Source organism: Rhodococcus marinonascens NBRC 14363 (assembly GCF_001894885.1).
GTDB lineage: Bacteria > Actinomycetota > Actinomycetes > Mycobacteriales > Mycobacteriaceae > Rhodococcus_F > Rhodococcus_F marinonascens.
In genome coordinates this window covers 29,731-54,729 of record NZ_BCXB01000011.1, presented here as the reverse complement: position 1 = coordinate 54,729, position 24,999 = coordinate 29,731, and the positions used below count along the sequence as shown (strand labels likewise).

The following is a 24,999-nucleotide window of genomic DNA, read 5'->3' as shown; positions in this document are numbered from 1 at the left end:
CGGTCTATCCCTTCACACGTGCGAGTGAGCGCTGCGCGGCTGCTGTGACGGCCTCGGAGGTGAAGCCGAACTCCCGGAACAGGGTCTTGTAGTCGGCTGACGCGCCGAAGTGTTCGATCGAGACGATCTCGCCGTCGGAGCCGACGAACCGATACCACGGCATGGAGATGCCGGCCTCGACGGCGACGCGGGCCCGCACCGTCGGGGGAATGACATCGTCGCGGTAGGCCTGGTCCTGGGAGTCGAACCACTCGACGCACGGCATGGACACCACGCGCGTCGGAATACCCCCAGCTTCGAGTGTTTCGCGGGCCGCGACGGCGAGCTGCAGCTCGGAACCGGTCCCGATAATGACGACCTCGGGAGTGCCGGATGACGCCTCCGCGAGGATGTAACCGCCGCGCGAGACACCGTCGTAGTTCGTTCCCTCGAGGACCGGGAGGTCCTGGCGGGTCAATGCCAGGCCGGCGGGTGCGCGGGTGGCCTCGTCGGCGCCCTTCTCGAGGACCGTACGCCAGGCGTGAGCGGTCTCGTTGGCGTCACCGGGACGGACGACGTCGAGACCCGGGATGGCCCGCAGTGCGGCGAGGTGCTCGATCGGCTGATGCGTGGGGCCGTCCTCGCCGAGGCCGATCGAGTCGTGCGTCCACACGTAGGTGACCGCCGTCTTCATGATTGCCGCGAGGCGCACCGCGGGGCGCATGTAGTCGCTGAACACGAGGAACGTGCCGCCGTACGGGCGGGTCGGACCGTGCAGCGCGATGCCGTTGAGGATCGACCCCATGGCGTGCTCACGGACACCGAAGTGCAGGGTGCGGCCGTACGGGGTGGCGGTCCACATGTCGGTGGAGATCGACTCCGGGCCGAATGACTCGGAGCCCTTGATGGTGGTGTTGTTGCTCTCGGCGAGGTCCGCGGACCCGCCCCACAGTTCGGGTAGTACCGGCCCGATAGCGTTGAGTACAGCGGCGGAGGCCTTACGGGTGGCGATACCCTTCGGGTCCGGCTGCCACGTCGGAAGCACGTCGGACCAGCCTGCGGGCAGATCGTGGCCGAGGAGCCGGTCGAGAAGTTTCTTGTTCTCCGGGGCGCGGACGGCCCAGTCGTCGAAGCTCTTCTGCCATTGCTTGTGCGCCTGCGCGCCCCGTTCGACGACCTTCCGGGTGTGCGCGATGACCTCGTCGGCCACCTCGAACGTCTTGTCGGGATCGAAGCCGAGCGCTTTCTTCACCGCTGCGACCTCGTCGGCGCCCAGGGCCGCGCCATGCGCCGCGCCGGTGTTCATCTTGTTCGGGGCCGGGAATCCGATGATCGTGCGCAGCAGAATCAGCGACGGACGCGAGGTCTCTTCCCGCGCCTTCAGCAGCGCTCCCTCGATCGCGACGACGTTCTCGCCGCCCTCGACGACCTGGACATGCCACCCGTACGCCTCGTAGCGGGCGGCGGTGTCCTCGGACAGCGCGATCGCGGTGTCGTCCTCGATGGAGATCTTGTTGTCGTCATAGATCAGGGTGAGGTTGCCGAGTTGCTGGACACCGGCGATGGACGACGCCTCCGATGTGACGCCCTCCTCGATGTCACCATCCGAGGCGATCACGTAGATGTGGTGATCGAACGGGCTCTCGCCCTGCTCGGGCTCGGGATCGAACAGACCGCGTTCACGACGGGCTGCCATCGCCATACCCACAGCTGAGGCCACACCTTGACCCAGCGGCCCGGTGGTGATCTCGACGCCGCGCGTGTGACCGTACTCCGGGTGTCCCGGGGTCTTCGAACCCCACGTCCGCAGCGACTCCAGGTCGGTTAGTTCGAGGCCGTAGCCGGAGAGGTAGAGCTGGATGTACAGCGTCAGGCTCGAGTGCCCACAGGAGAGGACGAAGCGGTCCCGGCCAATCCAGTCGGCATCGGTGGGGTCGTGGCGCATCACGCGCTGAAAGAGCGTATAGGCAAGGGGGGCAAGGCTCATCGCCGTACCGGGGTGGCCATTCCCCACCTTCTGCACCGCGTCTGCGGCGAGCACACGAATGGTGTCGACGGCCTTGGTGTCCAGTGCGGTCCAGTCTGCTGGGAGAATCGGGTTCGTGAGGACATGGATGTCGTCTGTGATCGACACGGGCGGAAGTCTCCTGACATGGGTGAACGTGGAGCCTGAGGATGCATGGGCCTCTTGTGCAACTCCAGCCTAGTGTGCGGTCCGATCCGGGTCGATTCGGTTCGCTCAATACGGCGGTCTACCATCTTGTGTAGTAGACCGTCGGCCGTCATGCCGGACTTCGCGAGCAGCCGACGGCATTCGGATGTGGAATTACGCGTGCTGCGAGGAGAAAACGTGCGGACAGGGCATCAGCCGAGTGGACACGGCTTCGGCAGCCCCAGCCCCGCCCCCCGCGAGACCGACACCGACACGGTGCTGGGCCGCGTCGCGGGCAAGGTCCTGGCCTACATTGCGTTGACCAAGCCGCGGGTGATCGAGTTGCTCCTGGTGGCAACTATCCCAGCGATGCTGCTGGCTGATCGCGGCAACGTCGACATCGCGCTGATCCTCAGCACGCTGTTCGGCGGATGGATGGGTGCGGCGAGCGCGAACTCCCTCAATTGCGTCGTCGACGCCGACATCGACAAGGTGATGAAGCGCACCGCGCGCCGCCCACTGGCCCGCAACGCGGTACCCACGTCCCATGCGTTCGTGTTCGGTATAACACTCGGAATCGCGTCATTCGTGTGGTTGTGGTGGCGTGCCAATCTGCTCGCCGGATGCCTGGTCGTTCTGACTATTGCGTTCTATGTGCTCGTCTACACGATGGTGCTCAAGCGCCGGACCTGGCAGAACGTGGTCTGGGGCGGGGCTGCAGGCTGTATGCCGGTGATGGTCGGATGGGCAGCGGTCACCGGCTCGCTGAGTTGGCAGCCGATCGTGCTGTTCCTTGTCATCTTCTTCTGGACGCCGCCGCACACGTGGGCCCTGGCCATGCGCTACAAGGAGGATTACAAGGCAGCGGGGGTCCCGATGTTGCCGGTGATAGCCACCGAGGAGCATGTGACCAAGCAGATTCTGCTGTACAGCTGGGCGATGGTGATCACGTCCCTGGCGCTCGTTCCCGCGGCGGGTGTCGTCTACGCTGCGGTGACGCTCGCCGCCGGCGTGTGGTTCCTGCTGATGGCTCATCAGTTGTACCGCAGCGTCCGCGGAGGAGCGGCGGTGAAGCCGCTCCGGCTGTTCCTGCAGTCCAACAACTACCTGTCCATCATCTTCGTGGGTCTCGCGGTCGACTCCGTATTGGGCCTTCAGACCGTCGGCAACCTGCTGAGCTGATCTCGCCGCTGAACCGATCTCGACTCACGGCACCAGAACGATCGATCCGGTCGTCGCACGCCCTTCCAGGTCACGGTGCGCTTCTGATGCCCGCTCGAGCGGGTACTCGCCACCAATTCGTACCGTCAACGTTCCGTTGGCCAACGCGGAGAGAACATCCCCCGCCCGCCAGTTGAACTCCTCGCGGTCCCTGATGAAATGGCGGAGCGTCGGCCTGGTGAGCAACACCGAACCCGCCGCATTGAGTCGCTGTGGATCGAAGGGGGGAACTGGACCGCTCGCCGCGCCGAACAGGGCCAGGGTGCCGCGGATGCGCACCGATGCGAGACTGTGCTCGAATGTGGTCGCGCCGACCCCGTCGTAGACGGCCGCCACTCCCTCGCCGTCGGTCAGCTCGCGCACTCGGGCCGCGAAGTCGTCGTAGCACAGCACCTCGAAGGCTCCCGCATCGCGGGAGAGTTTCTCCTTGGCATCGGAAGACACGGTGGTGATCACGCGGGCGCCCAGTTGGGTGGCCAGTTGCGTGAGTATGAGTCCGACGCCGCCGGCGCCGGCGTGAACCAGGACGGTGTCCCCGGAGCGGATCGGATATGTCGAATGCACCAGGAAATGCGCGGTCATACCTTGCAGCAAGACTGACGCGGCCACAGATGCCGGCACCGAGTCGGGAATAGCGATCGCCGCGGCCGTCGGCACGGAGACCTTCTCGGCATAGCTGCCGGGAGCAAAGCACCACGCCACTCGGTCTCCGGGCGCGAAGTCCGTGACCTCGCTGCCGACGGCCTCCACCACCCCGGAACCCTCTTCGCCCGGAACATAGGGCAGTGTCCGCGGGTACAGTCCGCTCCGGAAGTACGTATCGATGTAGTTGATGCCGATCGCATCGGAGCGAACCAGAAGATCCGATGCCGCGGTCTCCGGTTCGGGGACCTGTGCGGGTTCGAGGACGTCGGGACCACCGGTACGGGAAACCTGTATCGCTCGCATGGATTCCGTTCTACACCGTGCGTCGTCCGGAGCCTGAAGGACAGTTCGCCGCTACCGCCCAGTATTCTCGAGATCATGAGTACCGATACCCACGCGGAACATGCGCCCTCGCTGCCGTCTCACACGGTGGGCGCGATCAAGAAGTTCGTGGCCGAGCACGGCGGTTCGGCGAGTGCCGTGATTCAGCCGGTCGGTCTCGGCGGCGTCCGCATCACACTCGTCGGGGCCGACGGTGTCCTCGGCGATCAGGTGGTAGAGGATCTGGCCACAGCGAACGCCGTCGTCGCGTCCTTCGACACCGTCACGGTCTCGGAGTGGGATCGCACCATCACCAGCATCGTGACGCCCCGCAAGGGCCACTTTCAGCAAATGGCGGGCTGGGTGGCGCGGCAGACACGATTCCCGAAAGCGCGCAACGAGCGCTAGACCCTCGCGGTGTCGGGTTGCGTGACGTGCTTCCGAGTGCGTCCCGCAGCCCATACCGCGGCGGTTGCCGCTGTGCACAACCCGGCCCCCGCCACGTGGAAGGCCACGAGAACCGAGGGAACGCCCGTGAAGAACTGGACGATTCCGATCAGTGCCTGCGCCACCACCAGTCCGATAAGGACCTGCACACGTATCTTCACCGCGCGAGTGGTCCCGACGGCGTACAAGCCGAAGCACAGGCCGATCAGTAGTGCCAGGTAGCCCACCAGTAGCTGTGCGTGAAGGTGGACGAGCGTGACGACCTCGATTTGGAGACGGGGAACGACTCGGTCGACGCTCTTGTCCCCCGCGTGTGGTCCAGCACCCGTCACGAGCGTCCCGGCCACAAGCACGCCGGCCAGTGCGACGCCGGACAGGGCAGTAAGCCACCTCAGTGGACCTCGGATCACGTCGACCGCTTGCGCGTCGTCCGGTTCGCAGATCTTCGCGTACATCACTGTCGCCAGCCACACCATCGCCATCGAGGCGAGTAGATGCACCGCGACCGTCCACCAGAGCAGGCCGGTCAGGACCGTGATTCCGCCGATGACGGCCTGCATGACGGTGCCGAGGGGCATCATCCACGCGTAGACGAGGACTTCATTCCTGCGGCGCGCGCGGGTGACCGCCAGAACGATCAGGGCGGCGGCCGCGACGACGACGAACGTCAGCAAGCGGTTCCCGAACTCGACCGCCTGATGAATCACCGCGACCTCGCCGTGCCCGACCGGTACGAAGCTTCCGGGGAAGCACTGCGGCCAGGTGGGACAGCCGAGACCGGACGCCGTCACCCTCACGACGGCTCCGGTGACGGCGATCCCACCTTGCGTGAGTATTACCGCGAACGCGATGACACGCTGCGTGGTCAGCGATGGAAGGGGCAGACGGTCTACCACGCTCAGGAACCCTCGATACAGCACGACGTAGATGTTAGAGGGCCGTCAACTACAGTGCGTCGTTGGGCCGGTGGCGACAATGTCACCCTCCGCTACCTGAACCTCCGCTACCCGAACCTCCGCTACCCGAACTCCCGCTACCCGAACTCCCGCTACCCGAACTCCCCTGGCCGGGGTGATCGTCAGCGCGAAGGCGCAGAATACCGGTTACGGTCCCCTGCCAGAAGTCGCCGGCCTCGGTGACGAGGCCGGACATCTGCAAGGTGTCGTTGACGATGGTGCCGGGGAGTGCTTTGGTGTGCTTCACCGATCCGTCGACAGGATCGATTGCCGCGAACGCGAAGCCGTCCAGCGGTGTCGTGACGTCGAAGCCCTCGCGGATCACGGTGTACAGCAAACCGTCACCCGTCGACAGATGGGGCACCGCGGCGCTGCGGATGTTGTTGCCCCACACTTGATGGCAGCCGACCGGGTCGATGTCGACGCGGGTCAGGCCGCCAGTGAAAGGGGCGTTCGTCGGCACGGCCGGTCCCGCTCCGCCCGGGACGGCGGGGTATGGGTATCCGTAGGTTCCGGCGACGAACACCGAGTTGCCGATGCCGATGGGTGAGTTCTCGCTGCCACCGGGGCTGTCGAGCACGGGGATCTTGCAGATCTCGGCGCCGGTATCGGCGCGGAACACCTGGAGATTGACCTGCGGGTCGGCGTTGTCGACGATCGCGACGAAGTCGCTGCCCGTCGACGGGCCGAAGTACGTCGGCGTGGAACCGGTTCCCCAGCTGAGTTGCCCAGGCTTCCTAGCTGTGCCGCGGTCGTACTCCTGTCGCCAATCCTGGTCGACGTTGCCGTCATCGAACGAGAATTGGTACAGGGCGTGTGTCGATGCGACCGACATACCCGCGGGGGATGTGGAGATGCTGTTCTGGACCTGCTCGCCCGCCGGAAGCGCAAAGGTGTGGGGGACGCCCGCGGTGTCCACTGCCCCGACGACACCGCCGCCGGTGGCGAACCAGACGTTGCCCTCCCAGTCCGGTGTCAGTCCGGTGACGTTGTCACCTGCAGGAATGATGCCCGAGAGATCAATTGACGACTCGACGACCAGCTGCCAGGGGTCTTCAGGACGATCCTGTTTGTGTCCTACACGCAGCAACTGCTGGTTTCCGTCCACCACGACCAGACGGTTCTCGTTGTCGAGGTACGCATATACCCCACCCAGCAAACTGCCTTTCGCGAGCTTCAACTGGGCGAGGGAGCCGCCGAAGGGGACGGCGGGCGCCGCAGGATCGATCAGATGGACGGTGGGAACCCTGCCCACCACGGAGGTGCACAACGCGACGATGAGTAAGTCGGAACCCTGCAGGATCGTGGGGCATGCCGATACCAACGGATATGCGGACAGTTCGAGCGGCCCGGTACCGGGGCCGGGAAGCGGCGTCGTGTCGGACGATCCCGCGTCGCCGTGCATCGTGGATGTTCCGACGGGCCCGAGATGCGGGTTCGGTGATGCGGACGGGCCCCAGTGTGGTGCCGCACCAGCTGGGAGGGCGCTGTACACGAGCAACGCCAGGAGTATTCCGAGGACGCCTGTGACGGACCGTGCGCGTCCGCCTGCGATGGCCGCCTTCACCGAATGCCGCCCGTGAAGCCCCGGGCTTCAGCCGTGGGGAGGCAAGGGCGGCTACACGTTTCTCGGGGCATGTTTTCGGAACCTCCATTTGTGGTGAAATCTTTTGTGGGAGTTGATGATAATGGTGAGCGCGGTGCGGTAGAGTTCCGCACTGTGACCGAGGGGGTGCGCTAAACCTGCCGGTTGCGCCCTGGTGCGCGAGCCGAGAGCGCACTGCAGGTTGAAGGGCATCGTTGCAGGTTTCTGTGGAACGAAGCGGTCCACCAACACAAGTCCGGCCGGAAGCCGACGTTCGCGAAGCTGTGCAAACTGCTCACCGCCGCCCGCGGCAGGAACACATGGCGCCGCGATGGTTCCCCGGTCGCCCAACAACAGGTGTTGCGTACTTACGGGCAGGCCCTCGGCCACTCCTTCACTGTGAAAGGCCGCAGGCGTCCTGCGTTCAAAGCTCGGAAGAAGGCTTTGCCGTCCCTCGAGTACAGGGTGATCCTGGCTGTGGCAGAACGGGGCCACACTTGTGTTGACGACGTCAGACATGTGCGGCCTTCCCCCGGGTTGATTGTGTGTGCGGTCTGAGCTTGAAATCCCCCGGCTTCAGCCGTGGGGAACCGTTAAGTGAATCGGAACATCTTCGAGGCCAAGACTCCTGTGACGGAGCCCCAGACCACCAGAACCACGACACTGAGCACGTCGACCGACCCAAGGAGCGCGGCGTCGAGTGCGTGAGCCAAAGCGCCTGACGGAATCAACCGGGCGCCGGTGTGGAGAAGCCAGGGGATGTCGCCGGTGACGAACACCACACTGCCGACACCCACCATCACGAACCACAAGATATTTGCCAGGGCGAGAACGATTTCCGCCCGCAATGTTCCACCGAGTAGCAACCCCATCGCCGCGAACGCCACGGTACCCAGCGCGATCATCATGGCACCCAGAGCCAGCCCGAACAGGCTCGGCCGCCATCCGAGTGCCAGCCCTATCGATCCCAGAAGCACCGATTGAAATGCGACGACGATGACGACGGCGGCACTCTTTCCAGCGATGATGCCCCACGTCGGCAGGGGAGTGGCACCGAGTCGTTTGAGGGCGCCGTACCTACGGTCGAAGCCGACTGCGATGGCCTGACCGGTGAAGGCCGTCGACATGACGGCCACCATCATCACCGCCGGAACGACCGTGTCGACCCGCGATGTTCCGAGGTCGCCGATGGGGAGCAGGCACAGTCCGATCAGCAGCGTGATCGGTATGAACATGGTCAGCAACAGCTGTTCGCCGTTGCGCAGTAGCAGTTTCAGTTCAAGCCCGGTTTGCGCCTGCAACATTGCGGCGGCTCCGCTCGGGCGCGGGTCGGGTGTGAACGTGCCTGGAGCGAAACGATTCGTCGCCAGACGGCCGCTGGTGCTCATTTCGTTGTCATCCTCTGAGTTCTCGGCCGGTGAGTTCGAGGAAGACATCCTCGAGGCTGCGCTGGTCCACACGAATATCGCAGATCAAGGCGTCCAGGTCGGCGCACCACGCCGCGACTGCCGCCACAACTTTTGGATCGATCGGGCCTTCGACGAGGTAGGTGCCGGGTGTGGGTACTCTCACCCGGAAACGGTCGGGCAGCATTCTCTCGAGAGGTTCGATGTCCAGGTCAGCGGGCGCGACGAGTCGTAGTTGACCTTCAGCCCCTCTCCTGGTGACCTCGGCGGGTGTACCGGACGCGACGATCGACCCGTGGTCGATGATGACCAGTTGGTCGGCGAGTTCCTCGGCCTCGTCCATCAGATGTGTCGTGAGCAGCACACTGACGCCGTCCCGGCGCAGCGCGTCGATCAGTTCCCACACCAGCAGTCGGGCCTGGGCATCGAGACCTGCGGTGGGTTCGTCGAGGAATACCAACTCTGGTCGGCCGACCAGAGCGCACGCCAGCGACAAGCGTTGCTGCTGACCGCCGGACAGTCGCCGGTAGGGGGTGCGACGTGCGTCCTCGAGTCCGAGACTTCGCAACAGCCAGTTCGGGTCGAGTGGGTCTGCCGAGTAGGCGGCGACGAGGTCGAGCATCTCGCCGGCCCGTGAACCCGGGTAGGCGCCACCACCTTGGAGCATCACGCCGATGCGGGCGCGCACCGCGTCCGCCTCCGCCACGGGATCGAGTCCGAGGACACGTACGCTGCCGCTGTCCGGGCGGACGAAACCCTCACACATTTCGACGGTGGTGGTCTTACCTGCGCCGTTCGGTCCCAGCAATGCCACGACCTGTGCCTGCTCGACGTTGAGATCGAGTCCATCGACCGCCCTCACACCGTCGAAGGTCTTCACCACACTTTCCAGGCGAACAGCAGGTTGCGCCGATCGGGGCATTCGCGAGGTCACGAGGAATCAGCGTATGCCTTGGCCTGGTGTGACCTGACCGCTGCCCTGGCTTTCCGTTTCGAGGTCGATCGGGGTTCGATCCGAGCCGATCGTCGGGTGTGTCGGGTGTATCGAACCGACTCGCCACGGGAGGTTGTTACGGGTGATCACGATCAAGGTCCCCGCCGTGAAGATGGTGGCGATGGCGGCCTGCACGATGACGAAGGGCTGGTACTCGCTTCCGTTCGGCATGAGGATCACGCTGACGATCGACGAGAAGACGATGGCGGGGATACGAAAAGCGGGCGCTGTCGCCCAGGCGGCGAGCGGGAGAACGGCCCACAGCAGATACCAGGGTTGCACCACGGGGAAGAGTAGAACGACGGCCCCGAGGGACAGCCCGAGTGCCCCGACCGCGTGAATGCGGCCGACCAGCACGGCAACGAGCATGCGCATTGTGATGAATGCCGCAGCGACCGCCGCGATCGGTCGCGTCAGGCTCAGCACCGCGGTCGTGTGGTCGCCGAGGCCCAGAAGGACGCCGGCCAGTCCGGTGCCCAGCCCGAGGAGTGTGGGAATGGACATCCAACTGCGAACCGCGTTCGCCGTGCCGAGCGTGTGTACCCACCCCATGCCGAGGCCGCTGGCCGTACTGATGAAAATCGTGACTACCAGCGCCACCCCGCCGAGCAGGGCAGCAGCCGTGAGCACCGATTTCGGTGTACCACCCCACCTTCTGGCCAGCGCCATTCCGACGAAGCCCAATGCCAGCAGTGAGGGAATCTTGATCGTCGATGACAGCGCGACGAGCGCCGCGCCGGACAGTAGTAGAAGCAGCGACTGTCCGCGGATGGGATCGGACCGCTCGATGGACCGCAGCGCCAGTTCGATGCCGGCCAGCATCAGGCCGAGCATCAGCGCCTCGTTGTGAATTCCGGCGACGAGGTGGAACAGGAGTAGCGGATTGGCAGCTCCGAGCCAGAGGGCACTGACCTCCGCAACCCCGCAGCGCTTGGCCAGTCGCGGCAGCGCCCAGACGATCAGGGCCACACCGGCGAGGGCGAGAAGCCGGTGCAAGAAGATACCCGCGACGATATTGTTGCCGGTCAGGGAGCTGATTCCTTGCCCCATCCACAGGAACAGCGGACCATACGGCGCGGGAGTGTCGTGCCAGATCGTGGGCACGGTGCGAGTCAGGACATGGTCGAGGCCGAGGGCCCCCGCCGGGCCGATCTGGTAGGGGTCCAATCCGCGGGCCGCGATCTCGCTCTGGGCGAGATACGAGTACACGTCCTTGCTGAACATCGGCGGCGCGACCGACAGCGGGATGATCCACAGAAGCAAAGTGCGGTCGAGTTGGGAACGGTTGAGGCGACGCACGGCCCCGGCCCGGAGGCTGCCGATGGCGAACCGTCCGAGCAACAACCACGCGAGCACGATCATCACGGTGCCAGTCATGGTGAGCGTCAAGGCGGAGCTGGGGATCCGGGAGAGCAGGCCGAGGACGCGCAGCCCTTGGACGGGGTTCTGTAACACGGGTTGGGCGCCTGCTCCCAGGGCACCCACCGCCATCAGGATCGCGCCGGTGGCACCGAATCGTCGGATGCCACGTAGTTGCGCGGTTTCCTGAGTGTCGAGACCTGCGGTTTCCGCCTCGTCGCCGTGCAACGCCGCTGCCACCGAAGGGCGCGGAGACCGACCGTGGATGCCCAGGATCCTCCGGACCAACTCGGCCGGATGCCGAAGGGAAGCGCGAGCCGTCAGGGTCGGCTCCGCGCGGGTCGGCTCCGTATTCTCGGGGGTCTGCGGCACACAGGCAGCGTAGCGGTGCAGCGAACACTCCCGGTTCGGCCAGTATTCCGACTCGTCTCGCTCTCCCGGTGCGCGGTCACAGATTCAAGGCAGGGCAGCCTTAGTGGACCTGTGATCGGAATTCCGTCACACTGGTGTTGTGAAAACGGAAGCGACACGACGTACAGGGAAAGAAAGCGCAGTTCACGCGCCTTCTTCTACTGGCACTGTCGGAGTTGCGTCAGCCGTTGCGGGCGGCCATGAAGGCCGCACGCGTGCGGCTGTGGTGAAACTCCTCCTCGAGGAGGGCCCCATCACCGCATCGGAGATCGGAACGAGGCTGGGCCTGAGCGCCGCGGGTGTGCGACGCCATCTCGACGCACTGCTCGAATCGGGCGAAGCGCGCGAGGTTTCCGCATCCGGTACGCGCCATCGCGGACGCGGACGACCCGCCAAGTACTTCCAGATCACGGCGAAGGGTCGCGGCAGGCTCGGTCACGCCTATGACGACCTCGCTGGTGCCGCCATGCGCCAACTTCGGGAGGTTGGGGGAGACGCTGCGATCACCGACTTCGCCAGGCGCCGTGTCCAGGCCATCATCGGAGACGTGACCCCGGCAGCTGACCAGGGTGCAGAAGGTCTCGAAGCCACCGCCGATGCCATCGCCGGGGCATTCTCTACCGCCGGATTCGCGGCGTCGACTCGCCGGGTCGGTAACGGTGTGCAGATCTGCCAGCACCACTGCCCGGTCTCGCACGTGGCCGAGGAATTCCCAGAACTGTGTGATGCCGAGCAGGAAGCATTTGCCCAGTTGCTCGGTACCCACGTCCAGAGGCTCGCGACCATCGCAAATGGTGACTGCGCATGCACCACCCACGTTCCACTCGTCCCGCCCGCCAGCCCGAAGTAGCACCGCACTCGACAGCCCGCTTTTCCGACAGAAACTACCGGCGACCAGCCCTCGCCGGTCTCGTAAACAAGACTCCGGAAGGAGTTCGCATGACAGTCACATCAGACCAGGTGACATCCACTGCGTCGGCCACCGCCGAACCGCTCACGCAGGAAGAGACCATCGCGTCGCTCGGGCATTACGGGTACGGCTGGTCCGATTCCGACGTGGCCGGGGCCAGTGCCCAGCGAGGTCTGTCCGAAGACGTCGTACGCGACATCTCGGCGAAGAAGAGCGAACCGGACTGGATGCTCGACATTCGGCTGCGCGCGCTGAAGACGTTCGACAAGAAGCCGATGCCCAACTGGGGCTCGAACCTCGAGGGCATCCACTTCGACAACATCAAGTATTTCGTGCGCTCGAGCGAGAAGCAGGCCGAGAGCTGGGAAGACCTGCCCGAGGACATCAAGAACACGTACGACAGGCTGGGCATCCCGGAAGCAGAGAAGCAGCGCCTCGTCTCCGGTGTCGCGGCTCAGTACGAGTCGGAGGTGGTCTACCACTCGATCCGTGAGGACCTCGAGTTGCAGGGCGTCATCTTCCTGGACACCGACACCGGCCTGAAGAAGCATCCCGAACTGTTCCAGGAGTATTTCGGCTCGGTCATCCCGGCCGGCGACAACAAGTTCTCGGCGCTGAATACCGCTGTGTGGTCGGGTGGCTCCTTCATCTACGTTCCGCCGGGCGTGCACGTCGACATCCCGCTGCAGGCGTACTTCCGTATCAACACGGAGAACATGGGCCAGTTCGAGCGCACGCTGATCATCGTCGACGAAGGCGCCTCGGTGCATTACGTCGAGGGCTGCACGGCACCGATCTACAAGTCGGACTCCCTGCACTCCGCGGTCGTCGAGATCATTGTGAAGAAGGGCGGCCACTGCCGCTACACGACCATCCAGAACTGGTCGAACAACGTGTACAACCTGGTGACCAAGCGCACCAAGGTGGAGGCCGGTGGATCCATGGAGTGGATCGACGGCAACATCGGGTCCAAGGTCACCATGAAGTATCCGGCAGTCTGGATGATGGGTGAACACGCCCGTGGCGAGGTCCTCTCCGTGGCATTCGCCGGTGAGGGTCAGCACCAGGACACCGGTGCCAAGATGCTGCACCTCGCGCCCCACACGTCGTCCACCATCATCAGCAAGTCGGTGGCGCGTGGCGGTGGGCGGGCGTCCTATCGCGGACTCGTCCAGGTCAACAAGGGTGCCCACGGCTCCAAGTCGACGGTCAAGTGTGATGCCCTGCTGGTCGATCAGATCAGCCGCTCGGACACCTACCCCTACGTCGACATCCGCGAAGACGACGTGACCATGGGCCATGAGGCCACCGTCTCGAAGGTGAGCGACGATCAGTTGTTCTACCTGATGAGCCGTGGTCTCACCGAAGACGAAGCCATGGCCACGGTCGTGCGCGGATTCGTCGAGCCGATCGCCAAGGAACTCCCGATGGAGTATGCCCTGGAACTGAACCGCCTGATCGAACTGCAGATGGAAGGGGCGGTGGGTTAGTGACCACGCCAGAAGCTGGTGTCCAGAATCTCGGAGTCGCCGGAGCAGTCGTGGGTGAGAATCCACGGGTAGCGCGCACAGCCACCGGTTCGCCGATCGTCAACAAGGGCGAGGTCTTCACTTCGTTCGATGTCAATGCGTTCGAGGTTCCGGGTGGTCGTGACGAGGTGTGGCGGTTCACTCCGCTGCGCCGCCTCCGTGGACTGCACGACGGTACAGCCGTCGCAAACGGAGCTGTCACCGTCGACGTGGTGGCCCCGGACTCCGTGAAGGTGGAGACCGTCGGACGCGGGGACGATCGCCTCGGCAAGGCAGGTGTTCCCGCCGACCGGGTGGCTGCCGCCGCATACTCCGGGTTCGAGGCGGCCACCGTCGTGACCTTCGGCCGCGAGGTCGAGGTCGCCGACACCGTCAACATCACCGTCACGGGCCCCGGCGAGGGCAAGGTGGCCTACGGGCACCTGCAGATTCGGCTCGACGCCTTTGCGAAGGCGACCGTAGTCATCGACCAGCGCGGCAGTGGCACGTTCGCGGAGAACGTCGAATTCGTGCTCGGCGACAGCGCCCACCTCACCGTGGTTGCCGTGCAGGACTGGGCCGACGACGCAGTGCATGTCGCGGCGCATCATGCGCGACTGGGCCGTGACGCGGTTCTGCGGCACAACGCGATCAGTCTCGGCGGCGATCTCGTCCGACTGTCCGCGACCGTCAAGTACGACGGTCCCGGAGGCGATGCCGAACTTCTGGGTCTCTACTTCGCTGATGCAGGACAGCACTTCGAGCAACGACTGCTGGTGGATCACTCACAGCCGCACTGCAAATCCAATGTGGTCTACAAGGGCGCACTGCAGGGCGATCCGCATTCCGGGAAGCCCGACGCCCATACCGTGTGGATCGGCGACGTACTGATCCGGGCCGAGGCAGAGGGCACCGACACTTTCGAACTGAACCGCAACCTCGTCCTCACCGACGGAGCGCGCGCAGACTCGGTTCCGAACCTCGAGATCGAGACCGGTGAGATCGTCGGTGCCGGCCACGCCAGTGCCACAGGCCGATTCGACGACGAACAGCTGTTCTACCTGCGCGCCCGAGGAATTCCCGAGGATGCGGCGAGGCGACTCGTCGTGCGCGGCTTCTTCCACGAGATCATCAACAAGATCGCCGTCGCCGAGATTCGCGAACGCCTCGAAGCCGCTGTCGAGGCCGAACTCGCCGCGGTCGGCGTCTGAGCCGCGCCGCGAACCACTACCTCCCTATTTCTTCTAAGGATCACAATGCCTACCCCTGATGCCTCCACTCCCGACACTTCGGTCCCGGAATCCTCTGTCCTGGAAATAAAGGACCTGCACGTCGACGTCGCGAACACCGACGAGAACGCCGACGCGATCAACATCCTCAAGGGCGTGAACTTGACAGTTCGCTCCGGCGAGACGCATGCGATCATGGGCCCCAACGGGTCCGGCAAGTCGACGTTGTCCTACGCCATTGCGGGCCACCCGAAATACCGGATCACATCCGGTTCCATCACCCTCAACGGCGAGAACGTCCTCGCGATGAGCGTCGACGAGCGCGCCCGCGCGGGTCTCTTCCTCGCGATGCAGTACCCCGTCGAGGTTCCCGGTGTCTCCATGTCCAACTTCCTGCGCACCGCCGCCACCGCAGTCCGTGGCGAGGCCCCGAAGCTCCGTCATTGGGTGAAGGAAGTCAAGGAGGCGCTGACCGAACTGGACATCGACCCGTCGTTCGGTGAGCGCAGCGTGAACGAGGGATTCTCCGGCGGTGAGAAGAAGCGCCACGAAATCCTGCAACTGGGCCTACTCAAGCCGAAGATCGCGATCCTCGACGAGACCGATTCGGGTCTCGACGTCGACGCCCTTCGCGTCGTCTCCGAGGGCGTCAACCGGTACAAGGAGCGTCAGCACGGCGGAGTCCTGCTGATCACGCACTACACCCGCATCCTGCGGTACATCACCCCGGACCACGTCCACGTGTTCGTCGACGGTCGCATCATCGAATCGGGTGGCCCGGAACTGGCCGATGAACTCGAAGCGAACGGCTACGAGCGCTTCACCCAGGCTGCAGCAACGCAAGGGGCATAGACGCAGATGACCATCTCGGCGCGCGTACTCGACGTCACCCGGATCAGGGAGGACTTCCCGATCCTGGCGCGTACGGTCCGCGACGGAAAACCGCTGGTGTATCTAGATTCGGGTGCGACATCGCAGCGTCCGAATCAGGTGCTCGACGCCGAGAGAGAGTTTCTCACCACCTGTAATGCGGCAGTGCACCGAGGTGCTCACCAGTTGGCCGAAGAGGCGACGGAGGCATACGAGAACGCGCGTGCGACGATCGCCGCATTCGTCGGAGCCGACAGCGACGAACTCGTCTTCACGAAGAACGCGACGGAATCGCTGAATCTCGTCACGCACGTCTTCGGTGACGATCGCTTCGACAGGCACCTCGGCCCCGGCGACGAGATCGTCATCACCGAACTCGAGCATCACGCCAATCTGGTCCCGTGGCAGGAACTCGCGCGGAGCACTGGGGCCACGCTGCGCTGGTACGGCGTCACCGACGACGGACGAATCGACTTGGGCTCGTTGGAGTTGACCGATGCCGTCAAGGTCGTCGCGTTCACCCATCAGTCGAACGTGACCGGGGCGGTCGCTCCTGTCGAGGAGATGGTCCGCCGCGCCCACGCGGTCGGGGCGCTCGTCGTGCTCGACGCGTGCCAGTCGGTGCCGCACATGCCCGTCGACTTCCACCGTCTCGGAGTCGACTATGCGGCGTTCTCCGGCCACAAGATGCTCGGACCTTCCGGTGTGGGTGTCCTCTACGGCCGACGCCGGTTATTGGATGCGATGCCGCCGTTCATCACCGGTGGTTCGATGATCGAAACCGTCACGATGGAAAGCACCACGTACGCGCCGCCGCCGCAGCGGTTCGAGGCCGGCGTTCCCATGACCTCACAGGTGGTCGGGCTCGCCGCTGCGGTGCGTTATCTCGAAGCGGTGGGGATGAACGCCGTTGCCGCGCACGAGCACACCCTCGTCGAGGCGGCCCTGGCGGCGCTCGGTGCCATCGACGGCGTGCGCATCATCGGTCCGACGACTGCCGAGGATCGCGGCGGAGCGGTGTCGTTCGTGGTCGATGGAATCCACGCCCACGATCTCGGCCAGATCCTCGACGACGAGGGCGTTGCAATCCGCGTCGGCCACCACTGTGCCTGGCCGCTGCACCGTCGGTTCGGGCTGGCAGCCACGGCGAGGGCGTCGTTCGCGCTCTACAACACGGTCGACGAGGTTGACGCGCTCGCCGCGGCGGTACGGCGCGCGCAGAGGTTCTTCGGGGTGGTGCCGTCATGAGAATGGAACAGATGTACCAGGAAGTGATCCTGGATCACTACAAGCATCCGCACGGCCGTGGTCTACGCGAACCGTTCGGCGCCGAGGTGCATCATGTGAACCCCACCTGCGGCGATGAGGTGACGCTGCGCGTGCACCTGGCTGACGACGGCACGGTGGCGGACGTGTCCTACGACGGTCAAGGTTGCTCCATCAGTCAGGCATCCACGTCGGTCCTCACAGATCAGGTAGTGGGAATGCCAGTCGAGCAGGCCCTACAGACCGTTGCTGCATTCACTGAGATGGTCGGTAGCCGCGGTACCGTCGAGGGGGACGAGGATGTCCTCGGAGATGGCATCGCTTTCATCGGCGTCTCGAAGTATCCGGCCCGCGTCAAGTGCGCGCTGCTGGGGTGGATGGCTTTCAAGGACGCGGTTGTTCGGATAACGGACAGCCGTTCAGAGATTGTGAACAACAGGGATTCTGCCGTTCGTGCAGAAGACGGCGAACCAGTTCGAATCGGAGGACAGGAATGATGAGCGAGACGCAGACGCCAGGGGCGGATGCCACTGCTGCACCGGAACAGATGTCGACCGATCAGCCCGAGGCCGCAGAGGCGGCGGGTGCGATTCTCGACCAGGACCGCCTCGAAGAACTCGAAGAGGCGATGCGCGACGTCGTCGATCCGGAACTCGGCATCAACGTTGTCGACCTCGGTCTGGTGTACGGAATTACCGAGCACGAGGACGTCGTCACAATCGATATGACCCTCACGTCGGCGGCTTGCCCGTTGACGGATGTCATCGAGGACCAGGCCCGCGGCGCACTGGTGCGTAGTGGCCTCTGCGACGAGATGAAGATCAACTGGGTGTGGCTTCCGCCGTGGGGCCCGGACAAGATCACCGAGGACGGCCGCGAGCAGCTGCGCGCGCTCGGCTTCACTGTCTGATCAGACCTGCACCTACGCGGACTCGGCGAGATTCTCTCTCGCCGAGTCCGTCGTGGGTTGCCAGGTGGGGTCAGGCGCGCTTGCGCTCAGAAGTGGTCGACTTGGATGAGTTCTTTTCTTCCGCAGTGCCCTTGATTGCAGCAGTGCCGGCTGACTTCTTCTTCGCGGGCGCAGCTTTCTTCCCGGCCGCATCCACACTGCGCTGAAGTGCTGCCACCAGATCGACTACCTCGGCGTCCTCGCCGCCCTTGTCCGCTTGGGCCACGGGGATGACCTTCTTGCCACCCGAACTGATCATCTCGTCGAGCAGGGCACGCAACTGCGTCTGGTAATCGTCGGTGAACTCGGTGGGGTCGAAATCCTCGGCCATGCTGTCGACGAGAGTCTCGGCCATCGCCAGTTCCTTCGCCTTCGGTTTCTCGACGTCCTCGAGTGAAGGAAATGTGGCCGCGCGTACTTCGTCCGGCCACAACAGCGTCTGAATCACCAGCACACCGTCGCGGGAACGCATCGCTGCCAGTCGTGTGCGCTGACGCAGCGTGAAGTGGACGAGGGCTGTGCGATCACTTACCGCGAGCGCTGTCGCGAGCAAGACATACGCCCGAGGTGAAGTGGAGTCCGGCTCCAGAAAGTAACTTTTCTCGAACAGAATGGGATCGATCTGTTCCGTCGGAACGAATTGCAGAACTGGAATTTCGTGTTTCTCGGCTGCAGGCAATTTCCCGAAATCGTCGTCGGTCAACACCACGCGGACGCCGTCGTCGGAATCGTAGGCCTTGTCGATATCAGCGTATTGCACGACGTTGCCGCATTCCGTGCAGACGCGGTTGTATCTGATCCGGCCGCCATCCTTCCCGTGGACCTGGTGAAACTTGATATCGTGATCCTCCGTTGCCGAGCAGACTTTGACCGGCACGTTCACGAGACCGAATGCTATCGAGCCCTTCCATATCGACCGCATGTATTCCATGATGGTCTGCTTCTTGTATTCTCGCGACAGTTCACCGAATTTCCCGGCGAAGCGCCAAACGCAGAATTACCCCGCGGATATCGCCGGAAGAAGCCAGAAACATTCGGCGCATTGCAGACAGCATTCCAACCGGATTCGACCGGTCGGACAGGTACGCCGCCTGTAGCCGTGGCGGCAGGTCGAAGAAATGCTCGAAAAATTCGGGGGCCTGTTCCGCGTTCAGATTCAGGAGGACGCGGAGACCGAGCGATCGGAGAGGGGCAACAGTGCGAGCCCGCCACGGCCACAGACCTTCGGACGATCCGTCACGCAGTTGGTGGGCAAGAGCATCCGCACACCGCAGTGACGCTGCGACGCTGAAGCCGGTTCCGGGATGCATCAACCCTGCTCGGGCACCGAACCGTACCGGGTCCGATGTACGGGAACGTCCGGCCTCATGCGGTGGTTCGACCGCGAATCGGACCCGCTCGACGTTCGAGTGAGACGGAATGAGCACGCCTCTGGCATGAAGTCGGTGGTAGAGGCGAGAGGCCAGTTCCGACATCGGAACTGGCGGCCGACCGACCAGGCATGTCTCCTCCAGCAGGTACGCGTCCGGTGCGAGCGGAACTCCGTAGAGAAACGACGGTGCGGCAGAAGGCGACGTGCCGTTGTCGCGGCGCCAGTCCATGAACACTGCGTCCTCACCGGCCAGTGCTTGTGCAGCGGTGTCAGGCTCGACGACGACTCCGAACGCTGTCTGCTGCGCGAGGTCGGGGCTGTCCCCGGTTCCGCGAGCATCGACCACCACACGAGCGTTCAGGGTGGAGCCGCCCGCGAGGCGGACGGCAGTGGGGGAGAGGTTGATTGCTCTACCTGCGAAAACACTGCCGGATTTCTCCGCAAGTATTGATTGCAGTACAGGTGTGTTCAAAACACAGTAGGTGCGATCGATAGTGTGCCGCCGCGTGGTCCAGGCCGTCGGCCGCGCAATTCTCGAGGCGACAGCGTGGCTGGGCAGCCAAGCCGGGAGTTCGTCTTCCCAGGCCGCATACGTTGCGGTCCAGGACCGTCGGGGGAGCGGATCGACCGACGCCACCGACAATCCGAGAGCGGTGCTGCGGTGGGCGAGCGCCCGACCCGCCGGCCCGAGGCCGACGATTGCAACGTCCCAGGTCTGCGATGGCACGGCACTTGTCACGCCGTCAGCATGCCATGTGAGCAAATCGATTTGAGTCGGTGACAAACGGAATGACCATAATTACCGAATTACGAACCCACGGCCGGCTCGCGTAAGGAAGGACTATCTACCCGGGCCCCCTCACTGTTCGATCGCCTTATCGCTTCGGAGCTGGCCCACGGGGCAACGAATGCGATCACTGTTTGGCGGAGTCGGCCCGACAAGGGAACCAAACAGTCGCCGAAAGATCGCGACGATCGTTTGCACCGCTCGCTCCGCGAGGCGCCGGTGTCGGCGGTCAGCTGAAGTTACGGGCGATGACCGCCTCGACTAGACCGGCGGTCGGGAAGTCCGCCATCACGACACCGGTGCGGCCAGTGCCGTTGTCGCGCAGGTATTTCTCCGTCCGCTCGAGCATTCCGATAGTGCTAGGGAAGCCCTTGGCGATTGTGATCGGCAGCACGCCACCGGCTATCGCCCTAAGGTTTTCCCCGCTGGTCGCGTTCAGACCGTTGACAAACAGGGTCTGCGTCGACCCCTGCGCAGAGCGCTCGAACTGGGTGCGGACCTTCGACCACTTCGTCTCGATTGCGGCGAGGCTCTGGAGAAGGTAGTCGTCCTGTATATCCACCAGCGTGCGGCCCCAGCGTGGCCCGTAAACGCCGGTGGCGTCGAAGTTCTGCAAAATGACGACCTTGCCGTGGGTTTCGCCGAGGTCCGGGATCCGACCGTCGTAGCCGGCGGGCGGCGTCCACAGGCGTTCAGCCAGTAGGTTGCGAGTGTCGGGGTTCTCGTGGATGTACCAGTTCAGCGTGTCCTCGTACGAACGGGTGTTCTCGGCTGCCGTGTGCTCCTTTTGCATCCGCATGAGCACCGTTTCGCTCGGATTTTCGCCCAGGAAATCGGTGACCATTCGCACGACGTCCGTGAAGTTGGCGTGCAGGTATTCGAGCCCGTGGTGGATCGGGAACGCGTCCTGGAAGTGGCGGGTGCGGATGTCGAGCACCCGTACGCCGGCACGCAGCTGGGTAGTCAGATCGAAATCTTGGGTGGCGCCCACGATCGACGCGCTGTGTGCCATGGTGTCGTGGGTGCCCGGCAGGGACAGTGTCGTGGGGTTCGACGTGTCGGGAAGATCCCCCATCCAGTCGGGCGCGGACGTGGTGTGGAGGTCGCCGCCGCCGAAGCTGCCTGCAGCGAGTTCGCTACTGCTTACGCTCGAGTTCGCTGCTGCTGCGGCGGGAAACATCGGAGTCAGCACCAGCAGCAGGGTCGCGGCGAGTGCCCGCAGCACGGTGTGGCGTCTGGGGCGGGCTGTCATCTCGGTCTCCTTCTGAGGGGCGTGCCCGCCTACTATCTGCGCGCCGCCGGGCTGCGAAGGGCCCAGTATTACAACGAATGCGCTGGCGTGGAGCGAGTTTCGTTGAATTCGTTTCATACCCGGGTCAGAATGAAGCGAACAGTCCGTCCGTGCCTACACGGCTCCCTCTCGAGTTTCGTCGGCGGGCGGGCCGTTTGATGCTCGACCACGTCGGCGGATACCGCGGCGATTCGCTCAGTGCATACCGTCCGCCGAGTGTGGGGCCAACCACCACGCTCTATGCGAGCCCCCGACCCCTCTGTCAGTGTCTGCAATCGCACCCGTGGCCCAGTTTCCGATGTGCTCCAGCCGACCACCGGCAAGGGGAGTGGGGCCGGCGACGCACACACCGATCGGCGACGGGGAAGGGAAAAGCCCACCAGTGACGGCGGGAGCTTGCCGTGGAGGCCGCTCCCATGAATCGTCAGTTCACTGTCTCCCAGTTGCAGGTGAAAATCCGGGATGGATATAGGTCCGCCCCGGACGGAACTGCGGGTATTACAGAACCATCGGTGGCGACAACCGACCAACCATCAGCATCACCATCCATTCAATATCCTCTTCCAGACCACTCACCACACCCGGATCCCCGACGCGGTGGTCCGTCGACGGACGGAGAGTGGGGGAGTGGGGGAGTGGGCCTGGCGCGCGGGGTCCCGCACCAGCCTGCGTGGACAACTTCTCGGATGACAGGAGGCTCCCCGCTGTCCACGTTGCACTGCGGGGGGAGGGGTGATGCTGGTTCCGGCACACGCGGTCGCGCGGTCGGCGGCGGAAAGATGCGAATCTGCACGCACCGCCTTACTCGGCCCGCGACGGAACCCTGTGAAATGCAGAATTAGGCCATTCCGACCAGCCTTCGAACAACACTCATCACCCATCTCTCGCACCTCACCAACCGACGCAACCCAAAGTGCCACGCCAAGAGTGAACAGGCCGAAGCGGGCCGCGGATGCAGTCTGTTGCGGGCGAGATGAGTAATTCCGAGGAGCGATGCGATCAGGCGTTCCGTGAGTTTGGTCTCTGTTCGACACGTGCGTCGTGCGCGGGCCCCTTGGGGGGGGTACTGGTTGCCGTACTGTGGTATTACCGGTAAGACCGAAGTTGCAATGCAGTGACAATACCTTGGGTGTGTCGCCCAATCCATCGCCCGTTGAGCGGGCCGTCTACAAACCGAGGTGCGCGCATGAATATCCCTGCTGGACTCGGAGTCGTCGTCACCGGAGGAGTCGGTGACATCGGACGTGCGATCGCATCTCTCCTACTCGACTGCGGGGCGCAGGTTACGCTGCTGGACATCGTGGAAGACGATCAGGCCGCGCCGGTGGTCGACAGTCTTGTCGCGCGTGGGACGGTCTGCTACCGGAAGATGGACGTACGCGACCCCGACGCCGTTGCCAAGACGCTGGCGGCCATCGATCCGCTCGACGTGGTGGTCAGCAACGCCGCGATCGTCGAATCCGCTCCTTTCCTCGAGATCACCCCGCAACAGTGGGAAAACCATTTGCAGGCGAACCTGACTGGCTGTTTCCATGTGGGGCAGTCCGCGGCACGCATCATGGTCGCTCGCCGCAGGCCGGGCCGAATCGTGTTGACATCGTCCTTTATTCAGGAAATGCCATGGCCGGAGGTGGCCGCATACTCGGTCACCAAGGCCGGTGTTCGAATGCTCACCCGTTGCATGGCAGCGGAACTGGCCGAGTACGGAATTCTTGTCAACGCTGTGGCCCCGGGGATCGTCTACGCCGGAATGGCCAAGCACCAACTGGAGACCGAACCACAATATGCTGCACGGGTGGCCACCGCCGTTCCACTGGGCCGTCTGCAGACCGCCGAACAGGTCGCCCGTTCCGTCGGGGTGCTGTGCTCCGACGCCGGCGACTACATGACCGGCAGTGTGCTACTCGCCGACGGCGGCGCATCACTGCGCATCCCGCAGGCCGCTGCCGCGACCGGTGAGGATTTGTGACGGCATGCCGGGGTCGACATGCGCCTTCGGTGTTGAGGAACTCGATCGTCAGCTGATCACGACCTCGCGCAAGAGGTCGGGCGGGCGTACTGTTCAGGTGCCGCCCCCGGCGTCCGCGGGCAGCTATTACTGCATGTCGTCGGCTGCCCCTGCGGTCATACCGGTCCATTCTGATGGGTTCCCCGAGGAAGGCTTCGCTGCCATGGAATTACCGTCCGCGCCACATGGCCACGCACGGATGCCGTACTTCACCCAGGAGCAGGTGCTTCGTCAGCTCGAGCAGCGGGTCCTCAGCGGCGCTCTCGCAGTGGGCGACCGATTACCGTCGGAGCGTGCTCTGTGCGCCGAGTACAGAGTGAGTCGCCCGGTAATCCGGGAGGTGCTGCGCGGATTGCAGGAGCGCGGCTACATCGATGTATTCGCGGGCCGCGGGTCGTTTGTGCGCGAGGTAGCGGCCAGTGATCTGGCGCGGCCGCTGGCGAGGATGGCGCAACGCAGCAACGTCACGGCCCGCCACCTGGTCTCCTCGCGCACGATGCTCGAATGTGAGGCGGCCGCGATGGCCGCTACATACGGCAGTGACGAACAGATCGCAGTAATTGGGGACGCCCTGCGCCGCCATCAAGCCACACGGATCCTGTCCGAGCTGGCGCGCACTGATCTGGAATTCCACGAAGCGGTGGCTCAGGCCAGTAGAAACCCGGTGATCGCAGTGATGTTCGGGGCCATCCGGCCCCTGGTCTACGGGCTGATGCTGCGCAGCCTCAGCGATCGGAAAGTGATGCAGGCCGGCGATCCCTGGCATGCTGCCATACACGACGCGATCGCACGGCGAGACGCAGACAAAGCACGTGCGGCGATGGCCGAGCACCTACGGCTCGCACTGGATTTCTACGGCGACGACCTGGACGTCCCGCTCGACGACGTGCTGGCCGCTCGGGGCATCGACGCCGCTCGGATCGATCACGAACTCGCCTAGACGGCTCGAACCCGTTAGTCGTCCCGTTTACTGCATCGAGCGAGTATCGGCGTCACACCAGCATTTCCGGCAGGTGGATCGACGTCGTATGGCCGAACGCGGCACCGGCCGGATGCCCTAGTCAAGTGCTGGATGCTCAGGATTTTCGCCTCGACGTATTGACAGTGGAGGGCGGGGGCCACACAATATTGGTCAGACCGGTAATACCACACGCACCTTGTTAGTCAGTCCACAGAATGGATTAACGTGGCCGACCTCGACTCCCACCCAGCGCAGGCATCCACCGTCTTCCTCTGTGAGCCCCTGGCCGTGCTGCGCCTCGAAGATCCAGGTAGCAGCGAGGACTGCGGCATCAACACACAGCGACTCTCGCGTACCGAAAGGAACTGACTG

At 64.3% G+C, this 24,999-nt stretch carries 22 protein-coding genes; 12 read left to right on the top strand and 10 right to left on the bottom strand.

Annotated features, from left to right (window positions below; translation table 11 throughout):
- Window positions 1-4 precede the first annotated feature (4 nt).
- Window positions 5-2,113, bottom strand: coding sequence for a transketolase (gene tkt, locus RM2_RS10080; RefSeq protein ID WP_072688759.1), 2,109 nt, complete (start codon window positions 2,111-2,113; stop codon window positions 5-7).
- Between the two features lie 216 nt (window positions 2,114-2,329).
- Between tkt and RM2_RS10075 the strand changes: the two genes are divergently transcribed.
- Window positions 2,330-3,313 carry a heme o synthase gene (locus tag RM2_RS10075; protein ID WP_072688901.1) on the top strand — a complete coding sequence of 328 codons (984 nt, stop codon included), beginning with the start codon at window positions 2,330-2,332 and terminating at the stop codon, window positions 3,311-3,313.
- 24 nt (window positions 3,314-3,337) lie between these two features.
- Here the strand turns inward: RM2_RS10075 and RM2_RS10070 are convergent, their stop codons facing one another.
- Entirely contained in the window at window positions 3,338-4,300 is a 963-nt protein-coding gene (locus RM2_RS10070; protein WP_072688758.1) for a quinone oxidoreductase family protein, read from the bottom strand.
- Window positions 4,301-4,375: 75 nt separating this feature from the next.
- Between RM2_RS10070 and RM2_RS10065 the strand changes: the two genes are divergently transcribed.
- Window positions 4,376-4,726 carry a hypothetical protein gene (locus tag RM2_RS10065; RefSeq protein WP_072688757.1) on the top strand — a complete coding sequence of 117 codons (351 nt, stop codon included), beginning with the start codon at window positions 4,376-4,378 and terminating at the stop codon, window positions 4,724-4,726.
- Here RM2_RS10065 and RM2_RS10060 read toward each other — a convergent pair.
- From RM2_RS10060 to mptB, 5 genes are all read right to left on the bottom strand, one after another.
- Window positions 4,723-5,685, bottom strand: coding sequence for a COX15/CtaA family protein (locus tag RM2_RS10060; protein WP_072688756.1), 963 nt, complete (start codon window positions 5,683-5,685; stop codon window positions 4,723-4,725). The two genes, RM2_RS10065 and RM2_RS10060, sit on opposite strands and share 4 nt — an antisense overlap.
- Window positions 5,686-5,743: 58 nt before the next feature.
- Complete coding sequence (locus RM2_RS10055; protein WP_245813816.1) at window positions 5,744-7,288, bottom strand: hypothetical protein; 1,545 nt, start codon at window positions 7,286-7,288, stop codon at window positions 5,744-5,746.
- Window positions 7,289-7,899: 611 nt separating this feature from the next.
- The gene (locus RM2_RS10045; RefSeq protein ID WP_072688755.1) at window positions 7,900-8,694 is read right to left on the bottom strand and encodes an ABC transporter permease; all 795 of its coding nucleotides are present in this window, start codon (window positions 8,692-8,694) and stop codon (window positions 7,900-7,902) included.
- Between the two features lie 7 nt (window positions 8,695-8,701).
- Entirely contained in the window at window positions 8,702-9,646 is a 945-nt protein-coding gene (locus RM2_RS10040) for an ABC transporter ATP-binding protein (protein ID WP_174553844.1), read from the bottom strand.
- 6 nt (window positions 9,647-9,652) lie between these two features.
- Window positions 9,653-11,437, bottom strand: a complete 1,785-nt coding sequence (gene mptB, locus RM2_RS10035; protein ID WP_072688753.1) for a polyprenol phosphomannose-dependent alpha 1,6 mannosyltransferase MptB — start codon at window positions 11,435-11,437, stop codon at window positions 9,653-9,655.
- A 139-nt stretch (window positions 11,438-11,576) separates the two neighbouring features.
- Here mptB and RM2_RS10030 point away from each other — a divergent pair, with 139 nt between their 5' ends.
- From RM2_RS10030 to RM2_RS10000, 7 genes are all read left to right on the top strand, one after another.
- Complete coding sequence (locus tag RM2_RS10030; RefSeq protein WP_072688751.1) at window positions 11,577-12,326, top strand: helix-turn-helix transcriptional regulator; 750 nt, start codon at window positions 11,577-11,579, stop codon at window positions 12,324-12,326.
- Window positions 12,327-12,415: 89 nt separating this feature from the next.
- Window positions 12,416-13,876, top strand: coding sequence for a Fe-S cluster assembly protein SufB (gene sufB / locus RM2_RS10025; protein WP_072688749.1), 1,461 nt, complete (start codon window positions 12,416-12,418; stop codon window positions 13,874-13,876).
- Window positions 13,876-15,105 (top strand): Fe-S cluster assembly protein SufD, encoded by a 1,230-nt coding sequence (gene sufD, locus RM2_RS10020; protein ID WP_072688747.1) that lies wholly within the window; start codon window positions 13,876-13,878, stop codon window positions 15,103-15,105. The genes sufB and sufD overlap by 1 nt, the downstream gene beginning before the upstream one ends.
- 45 nt (window positions 15,106-15,150) lie before the next feature.
- Window positions 15,151-15,975: a Fe-S cluster assembly ATPase SufC gene (gene sufC / locus RM2_RS10015; protein WP_072688745.1), complete on the top strand. Its 825-nt coding sequence runs from the start codon at window positions 15,151-15,153 to the stop codon at window positions 15,973-15,975.
- Between the two features lie 6 nt (window positions 15,976-15,981).
- On the top strand, window positions 15,982-17,241 hold the full coding sequence (locus RM2_RS10010) for a cysteine desulfurase (RefSeq protein ID WP_072688743.1): 1,260 nt from the start codon (window positions 15,982-15,984) through the stop codon (window positions 17,239-17,241).
- Complete coding sequence (sufU, locus tag RM2_RS10005) at window positions 17,238-17,756, top strand: Fe-S cluster assembly sulfur transfer protein SufU (RefSeq protein ID WP_072688741.1); 519 nt, start codon at window positions 17,238-17,240, stop codon at window positions 17,754-17,756. The genes RM2_RS10010 and sufU overlap by 4 nt, the downstream gene beginning before the upstream one ends.
- Window positions 17,756-18,169 carry a metal-sulfur cluster assembly factor gene (locus RM2_RS10000; protein WP_072688899.1) on the top strand — a complete coding sequence of 138 codons (414 nt, stop codon included), beginning with the start codon at window positions 17,756-17,758 and terminating at the stop codon, window positions 18,167-18,169. The genes sufU and RM2_RS10000 overlap by 1 nt, the downstream gene beginning before the upstream one ends.
- Before the next feature lie 70 nt (window positions 18,170-18,239).
- Here RM2_RS10000 and ku read toward each other — a convergent pair whose 3' ends face one another.
- The 3 genes from ku to RM2_RS09985 form a co-directional block, all read right to left on the bottom strand.
- Complete coding sequence (gene ku, locus RM2_RS09995) at window positions 18,240-19,130, bottom strand: non-homologous end joining protein Ku (protein ID WP_445009099.1); 891 nt, start codon at window positions 19,128-19,130, stop codon at window positions 18,240-18,242.
- Between the two features lie 40 nt (window positions 19,131-19,170).
- Window positions 19,171-20,319 (bottom strand): lycopene cyclase family protein, encoded by a 1,149-nt coding sequence (locus RM2_RS09990; protein WP_084721714.1) that lies wholly within the window; start codon window positions 20,317-20,319, stop codon window positions 19,171-19,173.
- Window positions 20,320-20,596: 277 nt separating this feature from the next.
- Window positions 20,597-21,619 carry a phosphatidylinositol-specific phospholipase C gene (locus tag RM2_RS09985; protein ID WP_084721713.1) on the bottom strand — a complete coding sequence of 341 codons (1,023 nt, stop codon included), beginning with the start codon at window positions 21,617-21,619 and terminating at the stop codon, window positions 20,597-20,599.
- Window positions 21,620-22,844: 1,225 nt separating this feature from the next.
- Between RM2_RS09985 and RM2_RS09980 the strand changes: the two genes are divergently transcribed.
- The 3 genes from RM2_RS09980 (at window position 22,845) to RM2_RS24445 (ending at window position 24,996) form a co-directional block, all read left to right on the top strand.
- The gene (locus RM2_RS09980) at window positions 22,845-23,627 is read left to right on the top strand and encodes an SDR family NAD(P)-dependent oxidoreductase (RefSeq protein ID WP_072688738.1); all 783 of its coding nucleotides are present in this window, start codon (window positions 22,845-22,847) and stop codon (window positions 23,625-23,627) included.
- 4 nt (window positions 23,628-23,631) lie between these two features.
- Window positions 23,632-24,606, top strand: coding sequence for a FadR/GntR family transcriptional regulator (locus tag RM2_RS09975; protein ID WP_084721712.1), 975 nt, complete (start codon window positions 23,632-23,634; stop codon window positions 24,604-24,606).
- A 246-nt stretch (window positions 24,607-24,852) separates the two neighbouring features.
- Window positions 24,853-24,996 (top strand): hypothetical protein, encoded by a 144-nt coding sequence (locus tag RM2_RS24445; RefSeq protein ID WP_169846702.1) that lies wholly within the window; start codon window positions 24,853-24,855, stop codon window positions 24,994-24,996.
- Window positions 24,997-24,999 lie beyond the last annotated feature (3 nt).